General features: G+C 38.0%; 27 protein-coding genes. 4 read left to right on the top strand and 23 right to left on the bottom strand.

The window, feature by feature from the left end; all coding sequences use genetic code 11:
* Positions 1 to 5: 5 nt before the first annotated feature.
* The 14 genes from rplN to H9I37_RS02285 form a co-directional block, all read right to left on the bottom strand.
* Complete coding sequence (rplN, locus tag H9I37_RS02350) at positions 6 to 374, bottom strand: 50S ribosomal protein L14 (RefSeq protein ID WP_187380888.1); 369 nt, start codon at positions 372 to 374, stop codon at positions 6 to 8.
* An 18-nt stretch (positions 375 to 392) separates the two neighbouring features.
* Complete coding sequence (gene rpsQ, locus H9I37_RS02345; RefSeq protein WP_187380887.1) at positions 393 to 674, bottom strand: 30S ribosomal protein S17; 282 nt, start codon at positions 672 to 674, stop codon at positions 393 to 395.
* A gap of 10 nt (positions 675 to 684) precedes the next feature.
* Positions 685 to 897, bottom strand: a complete 213-nt coding sequence (gene rpmC / locus H9I37_RS02340) for a 50S ribosomal protein L29 (RefSeq protein WP_187380886.1) — start codon at positions 895 to 897, stop codon at positions 685 to 687.
* 10 nt (positions 898 to 907) lie between these two features.
* Positions 908 to 1,327 (bottom strand): 50S ribosomal protein L16, encoded by a 420-nt coding sequence (gene rplP / locus H9I37_RS02335; RefSeq protein ID WP_187380885.1) that lies wholly within the window; start codon positions 1,325 to 1,327, stop codon positions 908 to 910.
* Between the two features lie 3 nt (positions 1,328 to 1,330).
* Positions 1,331 to 2,074 (bottom strand): 30S ribosomal protein S3, encoded by a 744-nt coding sequence (gene rpsC, locus H9I37_RS02330; protein ID WP_187380884.1) that lies wholly within the window; start codon positions 2,072 to 2,074, stop codon positions 1,331 to 1,333.
* A gap of 3 nt (positions 2,075 to 2,077) precedes the next feature.
* Positions 2,078 to 2,434, bottom strand: coding sequence for a 50S ribosomal protein L22 (gene rplV / locus H9I37_RS02325; protein ID WP_187380883.1), 357 nt, complete (start codon positions 2,432 to 2,434; stop codon positions 2,078 to 2,080).
* 15 nt (positions 2,435 to 2,449) lie between these two features.
* The gene (rpsS, locus tag H9I37_RS02320; RefSeq protein WP_187380882.1) at positions 2,450 to 2,731 is read right to left on the bottom strand and encodes a 30S ribosomal protein S19; all 282 of its coding nucleotides are present in this window, start codon (positions 2,729 to 2,731) and stop codon (positions 2,450 to 2,452) included.
* A 17-nt stretch (positions 2,732 to 2,748) separates the two neighbouring features.
* A complete protein-coding gene (gene rplB / locus H9I37_RS02315) occupies positions 2,749 to 3,573 on the bottom strand; it encodes a 50S ribosomal protein L2 (protein WP_187380881.1) in 825 nt (274 codons plus the stop codon).
* A 27-nt stretch (positions 3,574 to 3,600) separates the two neighbouring features.
* The gene (locus H9I37_RS02310) at positions 3,601 to 3,885 is read right to left on the bottom strand and encodes a 50S ribosomal protein L23 (RefSeq protein WP_187380880.1); all 285 of its coding nucleotides are present in this window, start codon (positions 3,883 to 3,885) and stop codon (positions 3,601 to 3,603) included.
* A complete protein-coding gene (gene rplD / locus H9I37_RS02305; protein ID WP_187380879.1) occupies positions 3,885 to 4,523 on the bottom strand; it encodes a 50S ribosomal protein L4 in 639 nt (212 codons plus the stop codon). Before rplD ends, H9I37_RS02310 begins: the two co-directional genes overlap by 1 nt.
* 11 nt (positions 4,524 to 4,534) lie before the next feature.
* A complete protein-coding gene (gene rplC, locus H9I37_RS02300) occupies positions 4,535 to 5,155 on the bottom strand; it encodes a 50S ribosomal protein L3 (protein WP_187380878.1) in 621 nt (206 codons plus the stop codon).
* A gap of 82 nt (positions 5,156 to 5,237) precedes the next feature.
* The gene (rpsJ, locus tag H9I37_RS02295; RefSeq protein WP_187380877.1) at positions 5,238 to 5,546 is read right to left on the bottom strand and encodes a 30S ribosomal protein S10; all 309 of its coding nucleotides are present in this window, start codon (positions 5,544 to 5,546) and stop codon (positions 5,238 to 5,240) included.
* A 69-nt stretch (positions 5,547 to 5,615) separates the two neighbouring features.
* Positions 5,616 to 6,800, bottom strand: a complete 1,185-nt coding sequence (gene tuf / locus H9I37_RS02290; RefSeq protein WP_187380876.1) for an elongation factor Tu — start codon at positions 6,798 to 6,800, stop codon at positions 5,616 to 5,618.
* Between the two features lie 560 nt (positions 6,801 to 7,360).
* The gene (locus H9I37_RS02285) at positions 7,361 to 8,065 is read right to left on the bottom strand and encodes a hypothetical protein (protein ID WP_187380875.1); all 705 of its coding nucleotides are present in this window, start codon (positions 8,063 to 8,065) and stop codon (positions 7,361 to 7,363) included.
* A gap of 158 nt (positions 8,066 to 8,223) precedes the next feature.
* Between H9I37_RS02285 and H9I37_RS02280 the strand changes: the two genes are divergently transcribed.
* Positions 8,224 to 8,562: an AzlC family ABC transporter permease gene (locus H9I37_RS02280; protein WP_187380874.1), complete on the top strand. Its 339-nt coding sequence runs from the start codon at positions 8,224 to 8,226 to the stop codon at positions 8,560 to 8,562.
* A 72-nt stretch (positions 8,563 to 8,634) separates the two neighbouring features.
* A complete protein-coding gene (locus H9I37_RS02275) occupies positions 8,635 to 8,961 on the top strand; it encodes a branched-chain amino acid transporter permease (RefSeq protein ID WP_187380873.1) in 327 nt (108 codons plus the stop codon).
* An 81-nt stretch (positions 8,962 to 9,042) separates the two neighbouring features.
* Here H9I37_RS02275 and pgmB read toward each other — a convergent pair whose 3' ends face one another.
* The 5 genes from pgmB to H9I37_RS02250 form a co-directional block, all read right to left on the bottom strand.
* Positions 9,043 to 11,952: a beta-phosphoglucomutase gene (gene pgmB, locus H9I37_RS02270; RefSeq protein WP_187380872.1), complete on the bottom strand. Its 2,910-nt coding sequence runs from the start codon at positions 11,950 to 11,952 to the stop codon at positions 9,043 to 9,045.
* Between the two features lie 34 nt (positions 11,953 to 11,986).
* A complete protein-coding gene (locus tag H9I37_RS02265; RefSeq protein WP_187380871.1) occupies positions 11,987 to 12,901 on the bottom strand; it encodes a carbohydrate ABC transporter permease in 915 nt (304 codons plus the stop codon).
* Between the two features lies 1 nt (position 12,902).
* Positions 12,903 to 13,970 (bottom strand): carbohydrate ABC transporter permease, encoded by a 1,068-nt coding sequence (locus H9I37_RS02260; RefSeq protein ID WP_187380870.1) that lies wholly within the window; start codon positions 13,968 to 13,970, stop codon positions 12,903 to 12,905.
* A gap of 100 nt (positions 13,971 to 14,070) precedes the next feature.
* Positions 14,071 to 15,369: an ABC transporter substrate-binding protein gene (locus H9I37_RS02255; protein ID WP_187380869.1), complete on the bottom strand. Its 1,299-nt coding sequence runs from the start codon at positions 15,367 to 15,369 to the stop codon at positions 14,071 to 14,073.
* Positions 15,370 to 15,416: 47 nt separating this feature from the next.
* Complete coding sequence (locus H9I37_RS02250; RefSeq protein WP_187380868.1) at positions 15,417 to 16,427, bottom strand: LacI family DNA-binding transcriptional regulator; 1,011 nt, start codon at positions 16,425 to 16,427, stop codon at positions 15,417 to 15,419.
* Positions 16,428 to 16,612: 185 nt separating this feature from the next.
* Between H9I37_RS02250 and H9I37_RS02245 the strand changes: the two genes are divergently transcribed.
* Complete coding sequence (locus tag H9I37_RS02245) at positions 16,613 to 17,188, top strand: TetR/AcrR family transcriptional regulator (RefSeq protein ID WP_255422460.1); 576 nt, start codon at positions 16,613 to 16,615, stop codon at positions 17,186 to 17,188.
* Between the two features lie 86 nt (positions 17,189 to 17,274).
* Positions 17,275 to 18,642, top strand: a complete 1,368-nt coding sequence (locus tag H9I37_RS02240) for an alpha-amylase family glycosyl hydrolase (protein WP_187380866.1) — start codon at positions 17,275 to 17,277, stop codon at positions 18,640 to 18,642.
* A 166-nt stretch (positions 18,643 to 18,808) separates the two neighbouring features.
* Here H9I37_RS02240 and H9I37_RS02235 read toward each other — a convergent pair whose 3' ends face one another.
* The 4 genes from H9I37_RS02235 to rpsG all read right to left on the bottom strand — a co-directional run bounded on the left by H9I37_RS02235 (position 18,809) and on the right by rpsG (position 23,212).
* Entirely contained in the window at positions 18,809 to 20,056 is a 1,248-nt protein-coding gene (locus H9I37_RS02235) for a hypothetical protein (protein WP_187380865.1), read from the bottom strand.
* Complete coding sequence (locus H9I37_RS02230) at positions 20,056 to 21,411, bottom strand: hypothetical protein (RefSeq protein ID WP_187380864.1); 1,356 nt, start codon at positions 21,409 to 21,411, stop codon at positions 20,056 to 20,058. The genes H9I37_RS02235 and H9I37_RS02230 overlap by 1 nt, the downstream gene beginning before the upstream one ends.
* Before the next feature lie 257 nt (positions 21,412 to 21,668).
* A complete protein-coding gene (locus tag H9I37_RS02225) occupies positions 21,669 to 22,631 on the bottom strand; it encodes an aromatic acid exporter family protein (RefSeq protein WP_187380863.1) in 963 nt (320 codons plus the stop codon).
* Positions 22,632 to 22,741: 110 nt separating this feature from the next.
* On the bottom strand, positions 22,742 to 23,212 hold the full coding sequence (gene rpsG, locus H9I37_RS02220; RefSeq protein WP_187380862.1) for a 30S ribosomal protein S7: 471 nt from the start codon (positions 23,210 to 23,212) through the stop codon (positions 22,742 to 22,744).
* Position 23,213: the final 1 nt, after the last annotated feature.

Genomic DNA, 23,213 nt, shown 5'->3' with positions numbered 1-23,213 from the left:
ACTCCTTAGAGAACCTCTGGAGCTAATGATACGATTTTCATAAAGTCCATATCACGAAGCTCACGAGCAACAGGTCCAAAAATACGTTTTCCTTTTGGGTTCTTGTTATCGTCAACGATTACGCAAGCGTTATCATCAAAACGAATGTAAGTTCCATCAGGACGGCGGTATTCTTTTGCTTGGCGTACAATTACTGCTTTTTCGATTGTACCCTTTTTGATTGTTGATGTAGGAATAGCGTCTTTAATTGCTACAACTACAATGTCCCCAATACCAGCATATCTGCGGTGTGAACCGCCGATAACTTTAATACACTGAGCAATTTTTGCACCAGAGTTATCAGCGACTGTCATACAAGATTGCATTTGAATCATAACTTATAACTCCTAACCTTATTTAGCACGCTCAATGATTTCTGCAAGTCTCCAGCATTTATGTCTGCTCAGAGGTCTACATTCAACAATACGTACTGTATCACCTACATGTGCATCATTTTTTTCATCATGTGCCATGTACTTCTTTGTTCTAGTTACATACTTCTTGTAGAGACGGTCCATTTTCTTTGTTGCAATTGTAACAACAATAGATTTGTCCATTTTATCGCTAGTTACGATACCAACGAAAGAACGTTTTGTAACCTTTTTCTCTACAGTCTGAACAGTCTTGTCTTCCACGGTTCAGCTCCTACTTGTTTTCTCCAGCAAGTTCTTTTTGCTGGATGAACGTATTCAAACGTGCTATTTCGCGACGCATTGTACGTTTCTGCATTGGGTTATCTACATGAGAAATCACCATCTTAAAACGGAGATCCATGTATTCCTTCTTAAGTCCATCACGTTTTGCTACAAGTTCTTTATAAGACAGTTCTTTGTCATTCTTTTTCTTTGAATCAGCCATCTTATTCCTCCTAGTCACGTGTTGGCTTAACAACTATTTTAGCGATAACTGGAAGTTTATCGGCAGCGAGTTCAAGGGCTCTGTGCGCCAGCTCAATGTCAACTCCTCCAACTTCAAACAAAATTGTACCTGGTTTGATAACAGCTGCCCAATGATCTGGAGCACCTTTACCTTTACCCATACGAACTTCGGCAGGTTTCTTTGTAATAGGCTTGTCTGGAAAAACACGAATCCAAACATTGCCTTTACGGTCGAGTTTACGATTGATAGCAACACGGGCTGCTTCAATAACTCTAGCATCAAGCCAAGTCGGCTCCATAGCTACGAGAGCGATGTCTCCGAAGTCAATATAGTTATCGCGAGTCGCATTTCCTTTTTCACGACCGCGCTGCACCTTACGGTGAATTACTCTTTTTGGACTAAGTGGCATTTACTAACTCCTTGCCTTTTTAGCAGGTTCAGATCCCTCAGACTTTTCCGCATTTTGACGTGCAGGACGTCTTGGTTTCTTAACGAGCTGACCAGCATCTTCGTTATGATCGATACCGTAGTTCATACCGTTGTACACCCATACTTTAACACCAATTTTTCCATAAGAAGTTGATGCTGCGTATGTACCGTAGTCGATATCGGCACGAAGAGTGTGAAGAGGCACACGTCCTTCTTTGTGTTCTTCGGTACGAGACATATCTGCTCCACCAAGACGACCACTAAGACGAACTTTAACACCTTGTGCTCCAGCACGCATTGCATTGCTTACAGCCTGTTTCATAGCCTTTCGGAATGAACCACGACCCGCAAGCTGACGACCAATGTTTTGAGCTATCAAAGTAGCATTTAAATCTGCTCGTTTGATTTCTTTAATTTTGATCTGAACTTTCTTCGTAAGCTGCTTCTGAATATCAGCGCTGATCTTTTCGATTGTAGCGCCTTTTACACCGATGATAACACCAGGACGAGCTGTGTGAATCATGATTGTTACACGCTGTGGATGGCGTATAATTTCAATTTCAGCTATATCAGCATTCTTACATTCTGGAAGCTCTGACACAAGTTTACGGATCTTAATATCTTCCAATACTAAATCTGCATATTCACGAGGATCTGCATACCAGCGTGACTGCCATGTTTTGTTTACGCCTAAGCGCAACCCAATAGGATTAACTTTCTGTCCCACTTTTTATTCCCCCGCCTTCTCGTCAACGATGACGGTAATATGACACATACGCTTTAAAAGCTGATCTGCACGACCTCTTGCGCGAAACCAAACTCTCTTGAGTCTAGGACCTTCATCGATTCTGATTTCTTTTACGTAAAGCATATCTTCATCCAATTTACTGTTAGCACTGAGAGCATTAGATGCAGCAGATTTCAAAGTAGCGCTGATCAAAGTTGCCCCTTTCTGTGGCATGTTAGCCAAGATTGCCATCGCTTCAGTATAGGACTTCTGTTTAATTACATTTGCAACTGGACGAACCTTTGTTGGAGATGCAATCAGGAATTTTGTAGTGGCTACATAACCTTTCTTTTCAGCCATAATATCCACCTATCATTAAGCCTTTGAGGCTGTTTTATCTGAACCACCATGGCCCTTGAAAGTACGAGTTGGTGCAAATTCACCAAGTTTGTGACCAACAAGGTTTTCCGTAATATATACAGGTACCCATGATTTACCGTTATAAACAGAAATAGTATTGCCTACCATTTCTGGGATGATTGTCGAGCAGCGAGAATATGTTTTAATCATCTTCTTGTCTGCCTCTTTATTCATTGCTTGAACCTTTTTGTAGAGTGCTTTTTCTACAAAAGGACCTTTTTTCACAGATCTTGACACGATTATCTCCTCGTCAACTACTTCTTACGACGGCTAACAATGAACTTGCTAGAAGTCTTTCTCTTGTTACGAGTCTGGTAACCTTTACAAGGCTGTCCCCAAGGAGTAACAGGATTGCGTCCTTTACCAGCACCTTCTCCACCACCAAGCGGATGATCAACAGGGTTCATAGCCATACCACGAACTGCCGGGCGAATACCCAACCAGCGAGAATGTCCGGCTTTACCAAGCTTAACATTCATGTGTTCTTCGTTTCCTACAACACCGATTGTAGCGTAGCATTTACCATTGATTTTTCTCATTTCACTTGAAGGCAAGCGAACGATAACGTATTCACCTTCGCGACCTGCGATCATTGCACTAGCACCGGCAGAACGAACAAGCTGTCCACCCTGACCAAGCGAAAGTTCAATGTTATGAATAGTAAATCCAACTGGAATTGCATTCAGAGGAAGTGCATTTCCAACTGTAGGAGTTGCATTATCGCCAGACATAATCTTCTGACCAACCTGCAATCCCTTTGGAGCGATGATATAACGTTTATCACCGTCAGCATAATAAACCAAAGCGATGTTAGCACTTCTATTTGGATCGTATTCAATAGTTTTTACTGTTCCAGGAATTCCGTGCTTATCACGTTTGAAATCTATTTCACGATAGCGCCTCTTGTGACCGCCTCCCTGATGACGTACAGAAATACGACCACCAGCTCCGCGTCCTGCATGAGACTTACGACCTGACACTAAAGTTTTTTCGGGTCTATCAGTTGTCAAATCGGTTCTAACCAGGTCAACACGTCCACGTGTACCTGGAGTCATTGGCTTAAATACTTTAAGAGCCATTTTATATCCCCTTAATTTCTACCGGTCTTAAACACCTTCAAAAGCCGCAATAGACTCGCCTTCAGCGACACGCACTACAGCTTTTTTATAAGATGCCGTACGACCCGGTTTACCACGAAGTCGTTTCATTTTTCCAAGCACATTCATTGTTGTGCAATCAACTACTTTTACTTTAAACAAGCTTGCAACAGCTTCTTTTATCTGTGTTTTTGTAGCATCAGGGTGAACTATAAATACATATTTATTCTGTTCACGCAACATGCTCGCTTTTTCAGAAACAACAGGCCTAATAAGAATATCTTCATATTTCATTATTTAGCCTCCTTATCTTCAGCATAGAACTCGGAAAGATTTTTTACTGCAGATTCAAGGATGATCACTTTTCTTCCGTAGAATAAATCATGTGCTTCAAGACGATTGTAAGCAAGGAATGAAAGGTTAGGAATATTGCGTCCTGCCCGTTTAATCTTTGCGTCGTCATCTTTTAAAATCAGCACGGTTCTTTCACCTTTTGCAAAATTGTTGAGAATTGCAACCAAATCCTTTGTTTTACCGCTTTCAACAGTAAAATCTTCAACAACAGTCAGCCTATCACCCTGTGCATGTGCAGAAAGGATTGACTTCATAGCAAGTCTTTTTGCTTTCTTAGGAATTGAGTAGCTAAAATCTCTTGGTTTTGGACCGAAAGTGATACCACCGCCAACCATAATCGGAGATTTAACATCACCGCGACGAGCGTTACCGGTACCCTTCTGTTTGTAAGGTTTATTGTTTGTACCGTGAACTTCTGCACGTGTTTTTGTACAAGCAGTACCGACACGTCTGTTAGCTAACTCGTTTGTAATAGCGTAATAAATTACGTCATCATTTATTGGAAGACCGAATACTTTATCATCGAGAGTGATTGTACGCAGTTCTTTTCCAGAAGTTGAATATACTTTCTTTTCCATATTCTATCTCCTTATCTCTTTACTGCGGACTTCACTATGAGTGTACAGTCTCTAGCACCAGGAACAGCACCACGAACCATAACAACTTTAAGTTCTGGATCAATTTTTACGACTTTGAGATTTTGAACAGTAACTCTTCTAAATCCCATGTGTCCCGGCAATTTAATGTTCTTAAATGAGTGTCCCGGTGTAGTACATTCTCCTGTTCCACCCGGTTCACGATGGAATTTAGAACCATGAGTAGCACGACCACCATGGAAACCCCATCTCTTCATAACACCCTGAAAACCTTTACCTTTTGAAGTAGCAGTTACATCTACGAAACGTACGCCGTCAAAAAGCTCAAGACCAACAGCGTCTCCAACATTAACTTCTTTTTCAAAGTCGCGAAACTCTTTCAAGTGGCGCTTTGGATTAATGTTTTCTGGAAACTGTCCGGCATATGGCTTGTTTGCTCTTGAAGTTTTAATATCTTCTAAACCAAGAACAACTGCATCATATCCGCATTTTTCCTTTGATTTTTTGGCAACGACAACATTTGGCTCGACCTGGATTACGGTTACTGGTGTCAGATTACCGCTTTCATCGAATATCTGTGTCATACCAATTTTTTTTGCAATCAGACCTTTCATTCTGATATCTCCTATTTTGGCCGCCATCCCAAATCCAGAGGGACCGTACCATTGTTTTTGGGCATTTTACCCATATTTTTCACTACTGTGTGATAACTACATCAACACCGGCAGGAAGTTCAAGCTTCATCAAAGAATCCATAACTTCTTTAGTAGGATTCATAATGTCAATAAGACGTTTATGTGTACGCATTTCAAACTGTTCACGTGATTTTTTATTTACGTGTGGCGAACGCAATACAGTTACCTTATTAATTCTTGTTGGAAGGGGGATTGGACCCGAAACGGTTGCTCCCGCTTTCTGTACAGTCTGCACGATGGCTTTTGCACTCTGGTCGATCAACTCTACATCAAATGCTCGCAGTCTGACACGAATTTTTCCATTAGCCATTTAATTTTACTCCTTTTCAAACAGATGGGCTTATAAAAGACAAGCTCCATCTGTTTGAAAATCTTTTAACTACTGAAGAATTTTTGTTACCTGTCCAGAAGCGATTGTGTGACCGCCTTCACGGATAGCGAGTTTAAGACCTTCGTCCATAGCGATTGGGTGAATCAATTCACCGATAACTTTTACGTTGTCGCCAGGTTTTACCATGTCTGTACCCGGTTCAAGCTCGATTGTACCTGTGATATCTGTAGTTCTGAAGTAGAACTGTGGGCGATATCCTGAGAAGAATGGAGAATGTCGTCCACCTTCTTCCTGTGAAAGTACATAAATCTGTGCTTCGAATTTTGTATGAGGTGTGATTGAATTTGGCTTAGCTAAAACCTGTCCACGTACAACATCTTTCTTTTCAACACCACGGAGCAAGATACCAACGTTATCACCAGCCATACCTGTATCAAGTGTCTTCTGGAACATTTCGATACCAGTTACCGTAGTATCAACAGTTGGGCGGATACCTACAATCTGAACAGCATCGTTCATATTTACAACACCGCGTTCAATCTTACCTGTTACTACAGTACCACGTCCTGAAATTGTGAAGATGTCTTCAATAGGCATCAAGAACGGTTTCTGTTCATCACGGATAGGGTCATCGAACCATGTATCCATTGCTTCGAGCAACTCTTCGATACAAGCTGTATTTTCTGGAGTTGGGTCGTTCAATGCTTTAAATGCAGAACCTTTGATGATTGGAGTATCTTCAGAGAATCCGTATTCCTTAATAGTATCTTTTACTTCTTCTACTACAAGTTCAAGAAGATCAGGGTCATCAACCATATCAACTTTGTTCAAGAATACGATGATTTTTGGTACACCAACCTGACGAGCAAGCAACAAGTGTTCACGTGTCTGTGGCATAACTGAATCCGGAGCTGAAACTACGAGGATAGCACCATCCATCTGTGCAGCACCAGTAATCATGTTTTTGATGTAGTCAGCGTGTCCCGGACAGTCGATATGAGCATAGTGTCTCTTTGCTGACTGATATTCCAAGTGACGAGTATTGATTGTAATACCGCGTTCCTTTTCTTCAGGAGCGTTATCAATTTCATCGTACTTAAGAACTTTATCACCATATTTGTTTCCACAATATGTAGTGATAGCTGCTGAAAGTGTAGTCTTACCATGGTCTACGTGACCAATAGTACCAACGTTCATGTGAGGTTTAGTTCGGACGAACTTCTCCTTTGCCATGTTTTTCTCCTTGCCGGAAACTCTTTTAATCCGACATACTTATTTTTATGTGTTGCACTTTAAGCCAGAATACACAAACCCTTTTACCAAGGATTTATTGTATTCGCAGACACAATATTTTAATGAGAAGATAATGATTGATAGAAAACGAGTAAGAATTGTAATTCATCACATTTCATAAAATTCGAAATGTGTAACTCGGTACCACCGATCGCTATCATCCGCTCTGACAACTGGTTTGGTATTGTTCGAGTTTTGTCTATTCAGACATTCCAGAAACCCAAATCAGTCTTCTTCAATAATCATTACCGACGGCAATGATCAACCAACTCGATGGGTCGTATCCACCTGAAAATCATTTCTGATTAACTTTACGGTGTTACCAAACTTTTATAAAGTTTGCCTGAATCTCAAAGAACCCAATACTGCCTTGTTAAAAACAGTCAAGTTCTAATGTTATACAATTTATAAAAAAAATATTCAAGTGGTGAACCTTGCTTTTGTACCATTTGCGTCCGTATTTCACCACTTTGTAAGAGCCGTGCAGGCAGAAATGATATTTAATCGTTTCCGGCAGTAAAAATATCTGTTCTCTCTTTTAATTTTGAAGTGACAATGTCACGCAGCAATGCCGACTGTTCGTTATTTGTGTCGATATCATTCAGCGCAGTATTCAACTGTTTTTCGTATACAGCTTCATCCATTGAAAACACAACGAGATAAGTATATGCATATACGTAATCATCATCTGATTTAGCTTTTTTAAGACCTGATTTTAGAGTTTTTGTCTTTGTCCAATAATCAGTAACTTTATTAAGCCCCTGCAAAGTGACATTTGTCATGCGTGTTGAAAATTCATCTACGAATTTGTCGATTTCTGTCGTTCCTATCTGCCTGCCTTTCAACTCAGCAGTTATTAAATCACCGACAGTCTGTTCAATTCCGCTTGAAATCTGAGCACGTCCATCTACCTGGTCTGTCCACAGCTTAAGAACATCAAGATTATCGCCTGTATTCTGCAAAATCCAAACTTTCTGTTTATTTAGCTTCAAAGCTTTTGCAACGTTTTTAGTATCTCCGTTCGCTGCATCTAAAACCCAACCGGGGATATCAGCACCAAACGCAGCTCCTTTGTAATCGATGATGACAGGTTTATTGGTATTCAGTTCAACACCGCTACCTTGCATCCCTTTTGACGCACAAGAAAAACTTAACGTTACAAGCAACGCTGATAAAACTGACAAAACAATGACATTTTTTTTCATTTCGGTTCACTCCTTAAAGTTTTAAACTGATATTTAAAATTATAAAATGATTGACATCAAAAAACAATGGCGATTGCGAAATAGATAGGGAAATTTTTATATTTTCTCTCCCGATTTCCTTAATTTAAAAAAATATCAAAAAATATTAGATTTTACTTGTGAAAGAATTTAAATTTGCGCTAAAACACACTTTCCCAATCTTTGTCGCCTACATATTTTTGGGCATCGCTTTTGGGATTTTGATGATCAATTCAGGATATGGAACTACGATTTCTCTTTTATCTTCTATATTTGTTTATGCCGGATCAATGCAGTTTGTGATGATTCCGCTGATGGTTTCCCACACTTCAATCATCACGCTGGCAGTAATGGCTTTTTTTGTAAACGCTCGACATCTTTTCTATGGACAAAGCAGCCTTTTTGATTTCACTCCTCAATCAGTGCTACTGGGTTTCAGGTTGCTTTCTAGGAAGCATCATATTTGCTTATCATATTAAATAAGCACATTTCTTTAAGCGATAAAAGATTGTTGAAGGAAGCTCCAAAAGAAACTTCGGGGAAAACCCAAAATGCGCAATAACGAACTTTATCCATTCATTGCAATAGCGACGGTCGCACTTGTCACAATTGCAATCCGCTCCGCTCCGTTCATCATCTTTGGAAATCGTCCTCTGCCTAAAGTTATAAAGTACCTTGAACGATTTTTGCCGCCATCTATAATGACAATTCTTGTAATCTACTGTCTTCGCAACACTGATTTTGCGAGCAAACCTTTCGGGATTGCAGAAATGTCGGCAAGTCTTCTTGTCGTAATTCTTCAGGCAGTTCGAAAAAACATGTATATTTCAATAATCGCAGGCACTATATGTTATATGGTTCTGATAAGAATTTTATAACGCACAATCATTAACAGCCTATCAGACAGCAAAACAAGCCGTTCAACTGCCCCATAAAAATCACAGCATCAAGATAAGAACCTAGTCAAACATCCTTAACAGAGTTTCTATTGTCAATTCGCTTGTTGAATGAAGTTGCAAATCAGTGCATTCAAGTTCATTGTTTTTGTTTATACCTACAGCCTTTATACCCGCCTTGTTGAGAGCAAAAATTCCGGCTTGTGAATCTTCTATTCCAATGCAGTTATCGTACCAAACATCAGCCTTCTCTGCCGCATCCAAAAATATATCAGGGGCAGGTTTTGATTTTTGAACCTGACTAGGGTCAGCCATCGCTGCAAAATATTCCGAGATTCCAAGCGCATTTACAATTGCACCGGCGTTTTTACTTGCAGATGCGAGTGACGCTTTTATATTGCGTCTTTTAAGCTCTTCAAGAAGCGACAGTATTCCCGGAAGAATATCATCAGGCGTAAGCGTTTGCAAAAGTTCCACATATCGCATGTTTTTTTTAGCACATATTTCTTTTTTCTTTTCTTCAGGCCATTGCACAGCGTTTGCCTTTAATATTTCTTCGAGTGAATCTTCGCGCGAAATACCCAACAGGCGCTCGTTTATCTTTTCATTAAAAAATAAACCTTCTCTATCAGCCATTTCTTTCCATGCACGATAATGAAGAGGCGCTGTGTTTGTAATCACACCATCAAGGTCAAATAAAACAGCTTCCAATTTAGGCTTTACTCTGAAAGCTTTTGACTCTCCTGGATTTAGCGAGACATCTTTGTTGAAATGATAAAAACTGATTTTTTCTAAAGAATTTCTGCGGAGAGTATAAATTGCCTCATCGTGAGATAGGCAAATATCAAGCACACCACCTTTTAACGTCATTGAAAATTTCAGTTTTTTCCATTCAGCCGGAAGCCGCGGTGTAAAACTGTATCTTCCATTGTAATCGTGAAAACCTGCGAATCCATAGACGATGCTCATCCAACTGCCGGCCATACACGCTGTGTGAATGCCGTCATTTGAGTTTCCGTTTAAATCGTCGATATCCATGCGAACTGTTTTTTTCAAGTAGTCCATCGCCTTTGGAATTTGTCGGCACTCTGCAGCCATAATGCTCATGATACAATGAGAAAGTGAAGAATCCCCCGTTGTGTATTTTTCATAGAATTCGTAGTTTCTGATTTTTTCCGCAAGTGAAAAACGTCCGCTCAAAAGAAATTGCGCAAGAACTAAATCAGGCTGTTTAAGCACGCGGTGACGGTAAATAACAAGCGGATGATAGTGAAGCAGCAACGGATAATTTGAAGCCGGAGTGTTCTCAAAATCCCAGTCAGCTTTTTCCATAAAGCTTCCATCTTGAGGATATATTTTTTCTTTATCATCAAATGGAATATATATATTTTCGGCAGTTTGTTTCCACGCTGCTTTTTCTTCGGCAGTAGCAGCTGCCCCAGAACGTTCCTGGCTCAACTCAAAAATTTCACGAACCATCAAGTTTGTAAATGCATTGTTGTTTACGACCGCAGTGTATTCGTCGGGACCTGTGACATCGTTGATTACAAATTTCCCTTTACTTAAGCCGCTAGTGCTGTACGATCCAAGAGACTGATACATCCTCGAAGATTCTGCAAACATCTCTTCTACAATTTTCCCGTCAATTTTTTTGTCTCCATGAGCATTCAAAAATCTGTTCAATGCAAACAGAATATCAGCGTTTATGTGATATTGTGCAGTGCCGGCAGGAAAATATGCGCTTGTCTCTTCTCCATCGATTGTACGCCATGGATAAAGGGCCCCTTTCAAGTTCATGATTTTTGCGCGTTCTCTTGCTTTGTCGAGTATTATTCCTCGATATTCAAGAAGCTTGCTTGCAATTTCAGGAGCGACATACGTAAACACAGGGCAAACATAGCTTTCCGTATCCCAAAAAAAATGACCTTCGTAGCCTTCCGATGTAAGCCCTTTAGCAGCAATGCTGACTTTCCCGCTTCGTCCTGCCGATTGCAACAGATGAAACAAATTAAAACGGAGCGCTTCTTCGCTTTCAGAATCTCCTTCGATTGAAATTCCGGCGATATCCCAAAAATCATCAAGATATTTTTTTTGCTCAACGCACGCTTTATCAAAACCTTCAGAAGCAAAAAATTGACATTCGGCAACGGCATCTTTTAGCAAGTCTCTATCGGATTTTCCACAGACATAGCATATATATTTGTAATGAACTAAAGTTTCCGCCGGTTTAAGAGTGATTTTTGCTATAGAGACAGGAGACTCATCGCGTACTTCACATTTTGTCCATTGATAACCTTCAATTTTTGCAACAACAGCACCGGCAAGATACAATCCACTTTTTGCAGTATGTGCGGTAAAAGTCATCTTGCCATCATCGCTGTTTGAGCTGTCGATAATCAAAGGTTTATGGCGGAATTTAGCTCCCTTTCTCGGATCAAATTCTGCTAGAATATTTTGAACTGACGTATCAATAAAAGATGAAATAGAAATCTCTTCGGAATTAGGCGAAGTATTCGTCACGGTGTATTTGATAACAGCGCAATTCGGATGCACAAATGAGGCGAGCCGCTCTGTGTAAATGCTGATTGAACTTTCAGAATTTTCTTTACCAAGCGGAGCCCAGTCGGTTTCACGAGTCATAATTCCGGTATCTTCATTCAGCTCCATCTTAAAGTTAGAAACACAACCAAGCTTTTTGTCCAACCCAAAAGGAAAGCCATCTACAGTCAATTCTATGAGTTTTGGGTCGGGAAGGTTTAATATTGTCTGATGATTTTTTGCATATCCATAAGCGTTTTCTCCGTAAAGAATCGTTTCAGAATCAAAAAATCCGTTTATGTATGTACCTTTGTGAACAGAAAGCGACTTTTCTTCAGTATCTCCACGCATACCGATGTTACCATTTCCGACAGTAAACAGCGTTTCGTTTTTTTCAGTATATTTTCCACCGTATTTATCAGTTGAGAATTTCATAATTTACTCCAGAAAGTATTGTGCATTATGTATTTTAGCCTTTTACGGAGCCAGCGAGCAACCCTTTTACAAAGTATTTTTGGAGACTCAGAAACACGACTAAAGGAAGAACCATTGAAACAAAAGCTCCAGCTGTAAGCAAGTGCCAGTCAGTTCCACGAGTTCCTGCCATGTTCATCAGGCGGACTGTTACAACCTCAAAAGTTTGTCCTACTCCACTCAGAAATACAAGTGCAACAAGCAAATCATTCCAAACCCAAATAAACTGGAATATTGCAAACGACGCAATTGCAGGCACGCTGAGAGGCACGATAAGCCTTGCAAAAGTTGTAAAATGACTTGCGCCATCAATAAAAGATGATTCTAGGATACTGCGAGGCAATGCAGAAATATAATTGAACATCATATAAGTCGCAAGCGGTAACCCAAAACCGGCATGGGCAAGCCAGATACCGAGATATGTGCCGTTTAATCCAATCTTCTGATAGTCTTTCAAAATCGGGATAAGTGAAATCTGAAGAGGGACTACGAGCAGTGCGATAATGATGGCAAACAAGACGTTGCGCCCTTTAAATTTTAACCATGCAAATCCGTAAGCACCTGCGAGGGCAATGAAAATTGGAATGATTACAGAGGGAATTGTCACTGTGATAGATGACAAAAAGGCGCTTAGCATAGTAGCACCACGAATCGCCATAGTTCCACCGGCATTCCCTACGCTATATCTTTGCCCAAATAAAACTTGGTTATAGTTGTCAAATGTAAAAGCATTTGGTGTCATAAAGGCTTTCCACCAGCCTGTCGAGCTTGTTGCATCAGCTCCACGAAAAGATGTAATAAAAATACCAATTGTAGGAAGAGTCCAGATAATACAGATCAGCACAAGAATGATTGTTATCAAATAACGCGATGTAGATTTTTTATATTCCAAACTTTTTACTTTTCTCATATTAGAATACCTCTCTATCTTTAAATTCTCTTAAGTTATAATAAATGACAGGGCTGACACCTATCAAAATCAAAATTGCGATTGCAGAACCTCGTCCATAGTTTAAAAACTTAAACATCTGTTTGTACTGTTCGCTCGCAAGAACTTCCGTACCGTATAGTCCATTCGTCATCGAAAAGACAATATCAAAACACTTTAGTGCAGCGATAAGAATCGTAGTAGAAACTGTTATTATAGACCCCCTGATACTCGGTATAATTATCTGAAAAAGAATCCTAAATTCTCCAGCCCCGTCAATGCGCGCTGCTTCTATAATTTCGTCAGGGACAGCTTTGAGCGCAGCTGAAAGAACAACAAGGGAAAATCCTGTCTGAAGCCACACAAAAATTGCGATTAAAAATAAATTGTTCAGCGGGGCGCTTCCAAGCCAGTTCTTAGGCTTCCCTTCACAATATGTCACAATAGCGTTTAACAAACCTATCTGCTCAGCCCCTGCCGGTCTGTATGCATAAAGAAATTTAAAAATCACACCGGCTCCGACAAGAGATATCGCCATAGGCATGAAAATAAAAGTCTTCGCACCTTTTTCGATGTAACTTCTTTCTGCAAGAACAGCAATGAGCAATCCAAACAAAACGCTAAAAGTTGTCCCAACAATCAACCAGATAACTGTATTTCTGATTGCAGTGAGCGTTGTTTTATCTGAAAATATATATTTATAGTTATCAAAACCGATAAACTTTGTTGATGTCTTATCCATGAAACTTAGCATTAAAGAACGCATTGTCGGTAAAAAAAGATACCAGCCCATAATTAAAATAGCCGGACCTATAAAAATATAAGGAACAATCTTATTATAAACCTTCATTTTGAACATCTGCGCAAAAAGGTTAAGAGTATAAAAAATAAGAATTACGCTTGCAGTTCCCCAGATAACAGCAACAATCGTTGTAGAAATCTGATTGAGAACGTTTGCCCTAAGCAGATAAAAACCGCCTAAAGCTATTATAATAGTAATAAAACACACCCAGAGAGTTTTTAACTTCCCTGTTATAACATTTTTAACCATAAAATCTCCTCTGAATATCTTTATAGATGCCAAACGGCAATACAAAAAAAAACTGGAGTATCCTTTAATTATCAGATACTCCAGAAAAAAAATTAAGGAATTACTGAGGCCAACTTGCATCGATTGTCTTTAGACATTCTTCTGCTGTTTCTGCACCGCTAATGTAGTTAACCATTCCTGTCCAGAATGTACCTGCGCCGACTTCTGCAGGCATCAAGTCTGAACCATCAAATCGGAATACTTTTGCATCAACAAGAATTTTAGCGATATCTCTTTCAAGTGAGTTACCATAATCATTGAAATTCTGATTTTTATGAGGGAACAAAGCTCCTCCAACTTTTGCCCAAGGAGCACATGCTTCCCATTTTGTAAGGAATGCCAGGAATTCTTCTACGCCTTCCTTGTCGCTGAATTTAACAAACTGGTCACCGCCTCCAAGAACCGGAGTTCCCCATTTTGGATCAATTGAAGGGAGGGCAAATACACCAACTTTAGTTTCAAGGTTAGCCTGAACGTCTTCCTGCATAAATCCTGTGATAAAGTTGCCCTGTCTGTTCATCATAGCTTTTGGAGGATTTTCAAAGATAGGTTTTACACTGTCGCCGAAGTTCGATGTAAGGATGTTCGTAGAACCGCCGTATACATATTTGTCGTTCAACAAGATTGAACCCATAGTTTTGAGAGCTTTCAAAATTCTTGGATCATTGAATGGAATTTCGTGATTTACCCACTGATCGTAAACTTCAGGACCTGCTGTACGAAGAACCAAATCTTCAAGCCAATCTGTTCCTACCCAACCTGATGCAGCTCCTGATTCATATCCAACAGACCAAGGTGTATCACCTTTAGAAACCATTTCATTTTCAAGAGCTTCAAGTTCTGCCCATGTTTTAGGAATTTTATAACCTTTTGATTCCCAATACGGCTTGTTATACCACACAAAACTCTTTGCATTAACACGATGGAATAAACCGTATGTCTTTCCTTTGTACGAACCGAGTTCTTTCCAAACAGGCGCATAGTTGGAATCTATAGCTTTAATCAAAGAAGCTGAAAGCGGTTTCAGATAGCCTTTTTCAGCAAAGTTCTTCATCATGCCCGGTTGCGGCAATGCAGCGATGTCCGGAGGTGTTCCGGCAGCAGCCTGAACCTGAATCTGAGTTTCAAACTCAGGGCTGCCTTCATAAACAACATTGTAACCGGTTTTTTGGTTAAAAATCTTTATAATTTCCGAGAACCGAGCAGCTTCCTCTCCACGGAACGTACCGAATACGAGAATTGTTTTATTCTCCTCAGTTTTTTTCGCAGAACTTTGACTTTTAGAGCATCCCATAGCTCCAACAATCAAAGCACATCCTGTTACAACAGCAACGAGTGTTGTAATTAAATTCTTTTTCATAACAAGAACCCCCTATAACTAATTTAATAGCTCATATTTAAACCGAATTAAGCTCCGGTTGTATCCCTCAAAACCACATTGAGATCAAGTATCATGTGGCAAATATTTCTTTCCGGATTTTTAATGCGCTCGAGAATCAGCTCGGCAGCAGATTTTCCAGATTCCTCAAGATTTTGATTCACAGAAGTAAGCCCAACATATTGTGCAAGCTCGATGTTGTCATAACCTAAAACTTTTATATCGCCGGGAATGTCGACTTCACTGCGCCTTGCAAATTTAATAAACTTGGCAGCAATTACATCGCTGGAACAAAAAATGCAGTCCGGCAAATTCTTACTGTTCTTCAGCTTTTTTACAACTTCTTCTATTTTTTCATCCGTAAAATCTCCGATCCATACGTTTTCGGGATTTACGATAATTCCGACGTTTGCCCAATAAAAACTGTAGCCTCTAAATCGCTCTTCCGTTGCACTAACTGCGTATTCGTACCTCGAAAGTTCTCCGACAAATCCGGGATTGCGACAGCCTTTTCCATAAAGAAATTCAGCCGCTTTCTGACCTCCCATCAGATTTTTCACAATAACGCTGTCAAAATTGTCAACTTCGTTTTCTACGAAACAAACTGGAAAGCTTGCGCTTTTAAGAAGTTCAAGCATGTTGGAACGAAGAGTGACGCAAAGAAAAATAAGCCCATCTACACGCTTTGTAGTCACAAGTGTCATTATGTAATTTTCAAGATCTTCCATTGTATCGATCGAATAAATTACAAGCTCATAATGCTTTGAAGCAAGTACATTAGCAACACCTTTCAATCGTTCCATAAACGATGGCTGGGTAAAAAAAGGAGCGATAACTCCAATCTTCTTATAAGTCTTTCTTGCATTGATTACAGCATCAACTTTAGGTTCAAAACGTAATTTTTTTATTGCCTCCTGAACTTTTTGACGTTTTTCTTCCCTTACAAGCGATGGCTCGTTTATAACACGCGACACAGTTGCAGGACTTACACAAGCCTCTTTTGCGACATCGTAAATTGTACACACCTTTTCATTTATCATTTAAACTCCTGATGTACAATTCTGAAACCACTTTCATGTAACTGGTTTCATTATACATCTGTTTCAATATTTGTCAAATTTATTTTATCGAATTTTTTATTTTTTTTGTAATTATTTTAGAATAATCAAGAAAAAATATCTTAATCAGTTGACACTTACCTACCGTTCGGTATATAATGATAAGTATGAAAGATGAATCGACTGAAAATATTATTTTAACTAAAGCAATCGGTCTTTTTGCTGCAAAAGGATACGAAGCTATCGGCGTTCAGGAAATCTGCGATGTTTCTGAAATAACAAAGCCGACTCTCTACTATTATTTTGGAAGCAAATCAGGGCTTTTTTCTAAAATTGCGGAGACAAAAGGGCGTGAGCTTACTGACTTGATCAGAAATGCGCTTGAATACAAACACGATTTTATTTTTTCAACGACAAAAGTGCTGAAAGATGAAATTGATTTTGCATTGAAAAACAAAGATTTTTTTCGCATTCACGCAAACCTTTCAAATTCACCGGAAGGCAGTGAAGCAAAAATAATTTACAAAGAAGTGCTAGGAAAAATCTCAAAGCTTTTTGAAGATTTTTTCACATTATCAGCAAATGAATTTGGAAATATGCGCGGAAAAGAAAAATTATACAGCATTCTTTTTCACGGCAATATTTTATCTGTAATCTCAAACGTGCTTAACAATAGCATCAAAGTTACAGATGAGACTATATATCAAATTATCCACAGTTTTGTTTACGGCGTCGCCTCTTAATAAAATCAGTGGGCAGATAAGATTTTGCGAAAATATTGTAAAAATCTTATCAATTTATATGCGAATTTTTTATAGGAGTAAAAAAAATGAAAAACACTATTTTTTCAGATAAATTCTTTTATCACATCTATCCTCTCGGGCTTTTTAACTGCCCTGAACACAACGACTTTTCTTGCCCTGCCGGCAACGGCTTTGAAAAACTTTCAGGAGAGCTTCCTCGATTGAAAGAACTCGGCGTAAATGCTTTATATATCGGACCGGTTTTTGAATCGACAAAACACGGATACGACACAGTCGATTATTACAATATAGACAGAAGACTTGGAAACAACGAAAAATTTGCCGATTTTTGTAAAAAAGCGCATGATTTCGGGTTTTCAATTGTTTTAGACGCTGTTTTCAATCACACAGGTCGCGACTTTTTCGCTTTCAAAGACATCCAACAAAACGGTGAAAATTCGCCGTATAAAGACTGGTATTTAAATCTTCATTTTGGCAGAAGAAGCGCTTATGGAGACAATTTTGATTACGATGGCTGGGCGGGCTGTAAAGATCTCGTAAAATTAAACGTAGAAAATCATGCGGTTCAAGAGCACATATTCGGTGCGGTAAAATTTTGGATCGACAATTTCAAAATCGATGGAATTCGGCTCGACGCTGCTGACGTTCTTTCAAAAAGTTTTTTGGACAACCTTTCGCATTTCTGCAAATCAATAAATCAAAATTTCTGGCTTATGGGAGAAGTTGTTCACGGCGACTACAACGATTGGGCTAAAGAAAATCGCCTCGACAGTGTTACAAATTATCAACTTTACAAAGGAATGTGGTCGAGTTTTAATGACGGCAATTTTTTTGAAGTTGCATATAACCTGAACCGCGAATTTGGAGATGTAAAAGATGGAGGTCTATACAATTATTCATCTTTATACAACTTTTTAGACAACCACGATGTAAACAGAATCGCTTCAACTGTAAATCAGCCTGAATTTTTATATCCGCTTTATGGAATGCTTTTTACAGTCCCGGGAATCCCGTCAATTTACTATGGAAGCGAATACGGAATTAAAGGAAAGCGCACAGAACATTCTGACAAGCAGTTGCGTCCGTCTTTGCCGCCTTTTTCAGATATTCCTGATTATGCCCACCCAGAGACAGATTCAAAGGCGCTTTCCGGCACGATAAAAAAGTTTTCACAAATAAGAAAAGAAAATGCAGAACTTCAGATTGGAAGTTATCGTCAGATAGCAGTTCAAAACAAGCAATTTATGTATTCGCGAAATCTTGAAAACAAGGAAATCATAGTTGCGATAAACAGCGAAGATAAAGATGCGGAAATTGCAAACAATTTGACAGGCAGATACAGAGACTTGCTTACAAGCGAGGAATTCACAGGAGATAATCTTACAAAACTAAAAGTTTCGCCTTTTTGGCTGCGAATCCTGAAGAAAATCTAAAATTTTCTCCCGGCAGAATTTTTCATATTACATGGAGTATGCGCACTTTTTTTTAGCATTAAAATAGACCTCCTCAATTATTTTTTATATTATTAAGAAGGTCTATTTTGATTAATTAAGACTCAAGTATATAAAACTGCCTCCCGGCAGTATGCAAAATATAAAGTCAGTGCGTTTGCAATACCGGAATAGATGTTCCATCACTAAAATAAAGAGACACATCTTTATTTTTTAAGTTTACTTTATATATACCTTCTTTTTCAAACTCCCATTTTTTTAATTCCTTAGAATAGCTGTATGCATTCTTAGAACACCATACGGCATCATCTTTTGAATCCATAAAGATAATTCCAGCATTAGGCATGAAGAACGTTTCTTTTACAGAATTATCAAAAAAAATAGAATATAAATCATCTCCAGAATTACCAATCATAATATATTGACTATCGTATTTATAATATCTGAGAGGAAAAATTTTTATATTGTCATTTGAATAAATAATATTTGAACCTGTATAAATATAATTTCCGGATACTAAATCATCTGTTTCAAATAAAAAACGTCCTACATCATCTTTTATAAAATCAATGGCAATCATGTAACTATTACTTAAAGAGTTCCTATTTTTTACAGAAAATGACGTAAGATACTCTTTGTCATATAATTGTGGAAAATTATTTTTTATAAAATTTTTACCAATAACTTTTTCTGTATTTAATACTATAACTTCATTTGTATATGATTCCAAATCTAATTTAATAATTTTATAAATACCATCTGATGTTTCATCGGTTTTTACATACTTATGTGTACTTGCACAAAAATAATATGCGCCATTTTTATATTGCCCTGTAGCTGTAAGAATATCTAAGTCTGAAGCCTGAATATTATAAGTTGCAAGCAAACTGCCATCCAAATTAAAGAGTTTAATTTGGAAATCTGTCTTATATTGAGCATATGGAACAACCAGCACAGCTCCTTTTCCATTATTTGCTTCAGGAATATATTCAAGCTGCTCATAACTCTTCTTTAAATCTATAAACGTAATTTTACCGGTTTCGATATCAATTTTTACCAGGCTGCATTGATTGGCAGTGGTTATACACCAGATACTTTTTTTAATAATCTGCATTGTTACAATTCTTAACCACCTGCCATTACCATTAAATAACTCGCTTTCACTTTCTGATTTAAAAAAATCATAATGTCTTATCAGCCTATTGTCACAGGAATTCCATGCTGAAATGCGCGGTGGATAAAATGTAGTTCCAAAAACATAGTCATCACTCCATTCTAATGGTTCAAAGTCTGTAATTAACTCACTGTCTTTTTTTAAATTCGGTGAAAAATAACAGCAGGAAATCGTTGGAATCACAATCAATGTGATAAGTAAAAATATTCTATATTTTCTCATTATTGTCTCTCATTTGTCAGAATTACGGAAGTTGCATTATAAGTCTGAACAGTCCATGATTTTGACCACCATAATATTTTTAAAGTAATGGTAAAATATCTATTGTAGGCACTTCCATATATATCATCCGGAGAAATAATATTTCCACAAGTTTTATTACTATCAAGATTTATCCCAGCTTTATTCCATGCACTATAAACAACTTTAGAGCAATAGGGATTTTTTACAGTCATATCATGACTTGTATCTCCAACCCTAAAAAATTCAAATATTGGAATATGATATTCTTCATCTTCATGATCATAAAAAGCTTCTTTTGCGTATTTTACAGCTTCACCGGCTTTAGCCTCACTGTAATTTTTCGGAATCATGGTTGCCATCTTCTTTTGATATGAATACATACAAATCGTGTCAAGACAACAATGATTTTGTCTGTCCGGTTTCATAAAATCCGGGAAATTATCATATCCATTAGGTTGTGCTGTATAGACACAATGTCCAAAATCTTTTCTTCCATTTTTTTCAAAAGCAGCTTTTGAAAAAATTCCTGCATGAGCCCAATCACCACCTATTATTGGAAAAGCTTTCTTTTTAAAACAAGTTAAAAGAATAGTTCCATCACTTAATGATTCTCCTACCCGTTCTCTTATAGGCTCTTGCTGATAACCTATAGTTATAGAGGCTCTGCTGGAAATATTCGTATTCTGTGGCAATTCTAAATATGAGATCATTTCATTATATTTTATTTTTACATCATTAACTGTTAATTCTGAATTTAAATTTAATAAAATATTTTCTATTTCATTCCATTTTTTGAGTTTTGATAAATATTCAATTGCAAGATTTGCAGGCATCGTTTCATGAGATATTTTTGATTCTTCATCTTCAATCGTTAATGTAGTCATATAACTTCCAAAATAATCGTTTAACCATTCATTATATGAATAAATAGCAGCTATTGAATCAATCTCTGTTGTATCGCCATTTAATGCAGCTCGGCTTGCAGGTGAATCGTTTTTTATTGATAGCAAGGAGTCTTTTGATACCTCAAGATTAGCTGCGTTTTCTAATAACATATTCTGTTCTTCTTCTGTTAGATCATTCCATATTTCTGCAAAGAGACATTCTTCAGACAGTCCATCAGCAGCAGTTCTGCCGGATATGGCAGTGGGATTTTCTAAAAATGAAGTAAAATTTTTAGTTAAATTTTTTGTATAAAATTTCTTGGAAATAGAATCTTCATTTATTTCTATTTCACTTTTTGTGGATTTTGTATTATCTAAAATACTTTGAGAACAACTAATGAATACCAAAAAAGGCAGTAAAATGACTGTAAATAATTTAATTCTTCCCATAACTCTCTCCTTCTTATGTTAAGACAATTATAAACGATTTTTGAATTATTGCAAGGATTGATTATTTTCACAAGACGTGAAGATGAACAAGTCTTTAAGATTTGTGGTTCACCGCAAATCTCGCAGAAAAAAAAAGATAAGAAAGTTGTTATTCCTGAATTAACTCTACGGATAATTCTGAAAATTATAATTGGTGTAATAAGACTTGCACCGTCTCTGACAAATAATTAATAATCAATGGAAGAAATGGCTTTAAATTAGAGTTGGAGTAGATTTTTCATAAACCGATTTTTAATTCCAAGAAATTCTTCAGTCCTTTTAAGAATCATAAACAGAATTGCCCTGTCTTCAAACTCCAAACGTTCGACCGGCAGAGGCTTTTCTTTCATCATATTCTGAATTGAGTGCAACTCTTTGAGCAGTTCTTCAACATCGTTATTTTTTTCGTACTCAACGCTGACTTTTTTTAGGAATTCCGAGACGAGGTTTGCAGTTTTAGGGACAGTCTTCAATTCGACAATGCATTTAAAAATTTCAATCAAGACTTCTTTCTGTTCTTTGCGCATCGCAATATATTCCAAATCGTAGACATCTTTTTTACAAAACTGATTATTATAGTTTTCTGCAGCGATTATCTCTGCCTTTGTTATTGCGGCATCGAGTTTTTCAAAGCATTTCTCGTCATCATCAACAAAATTTATATCTAAAATGCGTTTTGACATCCCGCAAAGTGTCTGCCGAATCAAATCATCAGCTTCCGTTTTTAGCTGTTCAATGTAACTCGCTTTTTTTCGCAGAGTGAGATTTGCAATGACACCCATACCAACCCCGATTACAAAAAGAAGAATTTCATTTTTTATTTCGGCAAAGCCCATCCGACCAAAATTAATAAAATGAGATATTAAAACCGAATCCATTGCCATTGCAGAATGCCAGCCGAAAATCTGACAGATAAAAATAAAAAGTATAACGTAAATAAAAAATGCAAGAGTTGTAAACCCAATCAGGTGATAGCAGAAATACGATATGACGAGTGCGATAACAAACGCATAAAAACGCGAGAGTCCTGTTTTGAGAGTTTCTCTTTTTGTCGGTTGAACAGACAGAATCGCAACAATTCCCGCCGCAATCGCATAATCTAGTTTCAAAAGACGAGCGATTAAAATTGCAATTATCGCGGCGAGTATTATTTTTACAGAATTGATTATCTTTAGAACCATAGGCTCGATTTTAATTGATATGTTTAAAATAAAAAAGAGCCGATTTGTAAGCATTCTTATAAATCAGCCCTTTTATTATCCGGTATTTCGCGATGTCGCAGTTTATAAAACTACCATCTGTAATGAGCAAAAGCTTTGTTTGCTTCAGCCATTTTGTGAACATCTTCACGCTTCTTATATGCTGTACCGGTATTATTGTAAGCATCAAGGAGTTCTGCAGCCAACGTTTCTGCCATACCGTGTCCGCTTCTTGAACGAGCAGCTTCGATAATCCATCGCATAGCAAGTGCTTCACGGCGTGTCTCGCGGATTTCCATTGGAACTTGATATGTTGCACCACCAACACGGCGAGATTTTACTTCAACCATCGGTTTTACATTTTCAAGAGCCTTGAGAAGCACCTCTAAAGGATCTTTTTCAGTTTTGGCTTTGAGATTATCCATTGCTTGATAAACAAGTTTAGTGCAAGTATCTTTTTTTCCGTCCAACATCATACGGCACACGAACTTTGAAACTACTTTTGAATTGTATTTAACATCCGGCATCAATGGACGTTCGATTGATTTTTTATGTCTTCCCATC

It is taken from the genome of Treponema sp. Marseille-Q3903, assembly GCF_014334335.1.
Classification (GTDB): Bacteria; Spirochaetota; Spirochaetia; order Treponematales; family Treponemataceae; genus Treponema_D.
Note: the sequence above shows the minus strand (reverse complement) of the source record. Positions and strands in the feature narration are given on the sequence as shown.

Bases quoted from the DNA above. Each gene is read 5' to 3' on its own strand.
- rplN (WP_187380888.1), bottom strand. From the start codon at position 374: ATGATTCAAATGCAATCTTGTATGACAGTCGCTGATAACTCTGGTGCA.
- rpmC (WP_187380886.1), bottom strand. From the start codon at position 897: ATGGCTGATTCAAAGAAAAAGAATGACAAAGAACTGTCTTATAAAGAA.
- rplP (WP_187380885.1), bottom strand. From the start codon at position 1,327: ATGCCACTTAGTCCAAAAAGAGTAATTCACCGTAAGGTGCAGCGCGGT.
- rplV (WP_187380883.1), bottom strand. From the start codon at position 2,434: ATGGCTGAAAAGAAAGGTTATGTAGCCACTACAAAATTCCTGATTGCA.
- rplB (WP_187380881.1), bottom strand. From the start codon at position 3,573: ATGGCTCTTAAAGTATTTAAGCCAATGACTCCAGGTACACGTGGACGT.
- H9I37_RS02310 (WP_187380880.1), bottom strand. From the start codon at position 3,885: ATGAAATATGAAGATATTCTTATTAGGCCTGTTGTTTCTGAAAAAGCG.
- rplD (WP_187380879.1), bottom strand. From the start codon at position 4,523: ATGGAAAAGAAAGTATATTCAACTTCTGGAAAAGAACTGCGTACAATC.
- rplC (WP_187380878.1), bottom strand. From the start codon at position 5,155: ATGAAAGGTCTGATTGCAAAAAAAATTGGTATGACACAGATATTCGAT.
- rpsJ (WP_187380877.1), bottom strand. From the start codon at position 5,546: ATGGCTAATGGAAAAATTCGTGTCAGACTGCGAGCATTTGATGTAGAG.
- tuf (WP_187380876.1), bottom strand. From the start codon at position 6,800: ATGGCAAAGGAGAAGTTCGTCCGAACTAAACCTCACATGAACGTTGGT.
- H9I37_RS02285 (WP_187380875.1), bottom strand. From the start codon at position 8,065: ATGAAAAAAAATGTCATTGTTTTGTCAGTTTTATCAGCGTTGCTTGTA.
- H9I37_RS02275 (WP_187380873.1), top strand. From the start codon at position 8,635: ATGCGCAATAACGAACTTTATCCATTCATTGCAATAGCGACGGTCGCA.
- pgmB (WP_187380872.1), bottom strand. From the start codon at position 11,952: ATGAAATTCTCAACTGATAAATACGGTGGAAAATATACTGAAAAAAAC.
- H9I37_RS02265 (WP_187380871.1), bottom strand. From the start codon at position 12,901: ATGAGAAAAGTAAAAAGTTTGGAATATAAAAAATCTACATCGCGTTAT.
- H9I37_RS02260 (WP_187380870.1), bottom strand. From the start codon at position 13,970: ATGGTTAAAAATGTTATAACAGGGAAGTTAAAAACTCTCTGGGTGTGT.
- H9I37_RS02255 (WP_187380869.1), bottom strand. From the start codon at position 15,369: ATGAAAAAGAATTTAATTACAACACTCGTTGCTGTTGTAACAGGATGT.
- H9I37_RS02250 (WP_187380868.1), bottom strand. From the start codon at position 16,427: ATGATAAATGAAAAGGTGTGTACAATTTACGATGTCGCAAAAGAGGCT.
- H9I37_RS02245 (WP_255422460.1), top strand. From the start codon at position 16,613: ATGAAAGATGAATCGACTGAAAATATTATTTTAACTAAAGCAATCGGT.
- H9I37_RS02240 (WP_187380866.1), top strand. From the start codon at position 17,275: ATGAAAAACACTATTTTTTCAGATAAATTCTTTTATCACATCTATCCT.
- H9I37_RS02235 (WP_187380865.1), bottom strand. From the start codon at position 20,056: ATGAGAAAATATAGAATATTTTTACTTATCACATTGATTGTGATTCCA.
- H9I37_RS02230 (WP_187380864.1), bottom strand. From the start codon at position 21,411: ATGGGAAGAATTAAATTATTTACAGTCATTTTACTGCCTTTTTTGGTA.
- H9I37_RS02225 (WP_187380863.1), bottom strand. From the start codon at position 22,631: ATGGTTCTAAAGATAATCAATTCTGTAAAAATAATACTCGCCGCGATA.
- rpsG (WP_187380862.1), bottom strand. From the start codon at position 23,212: ATGGGAAGACATAAAAAATCAATCGAACGTCCATTGATGCCGGATGTT.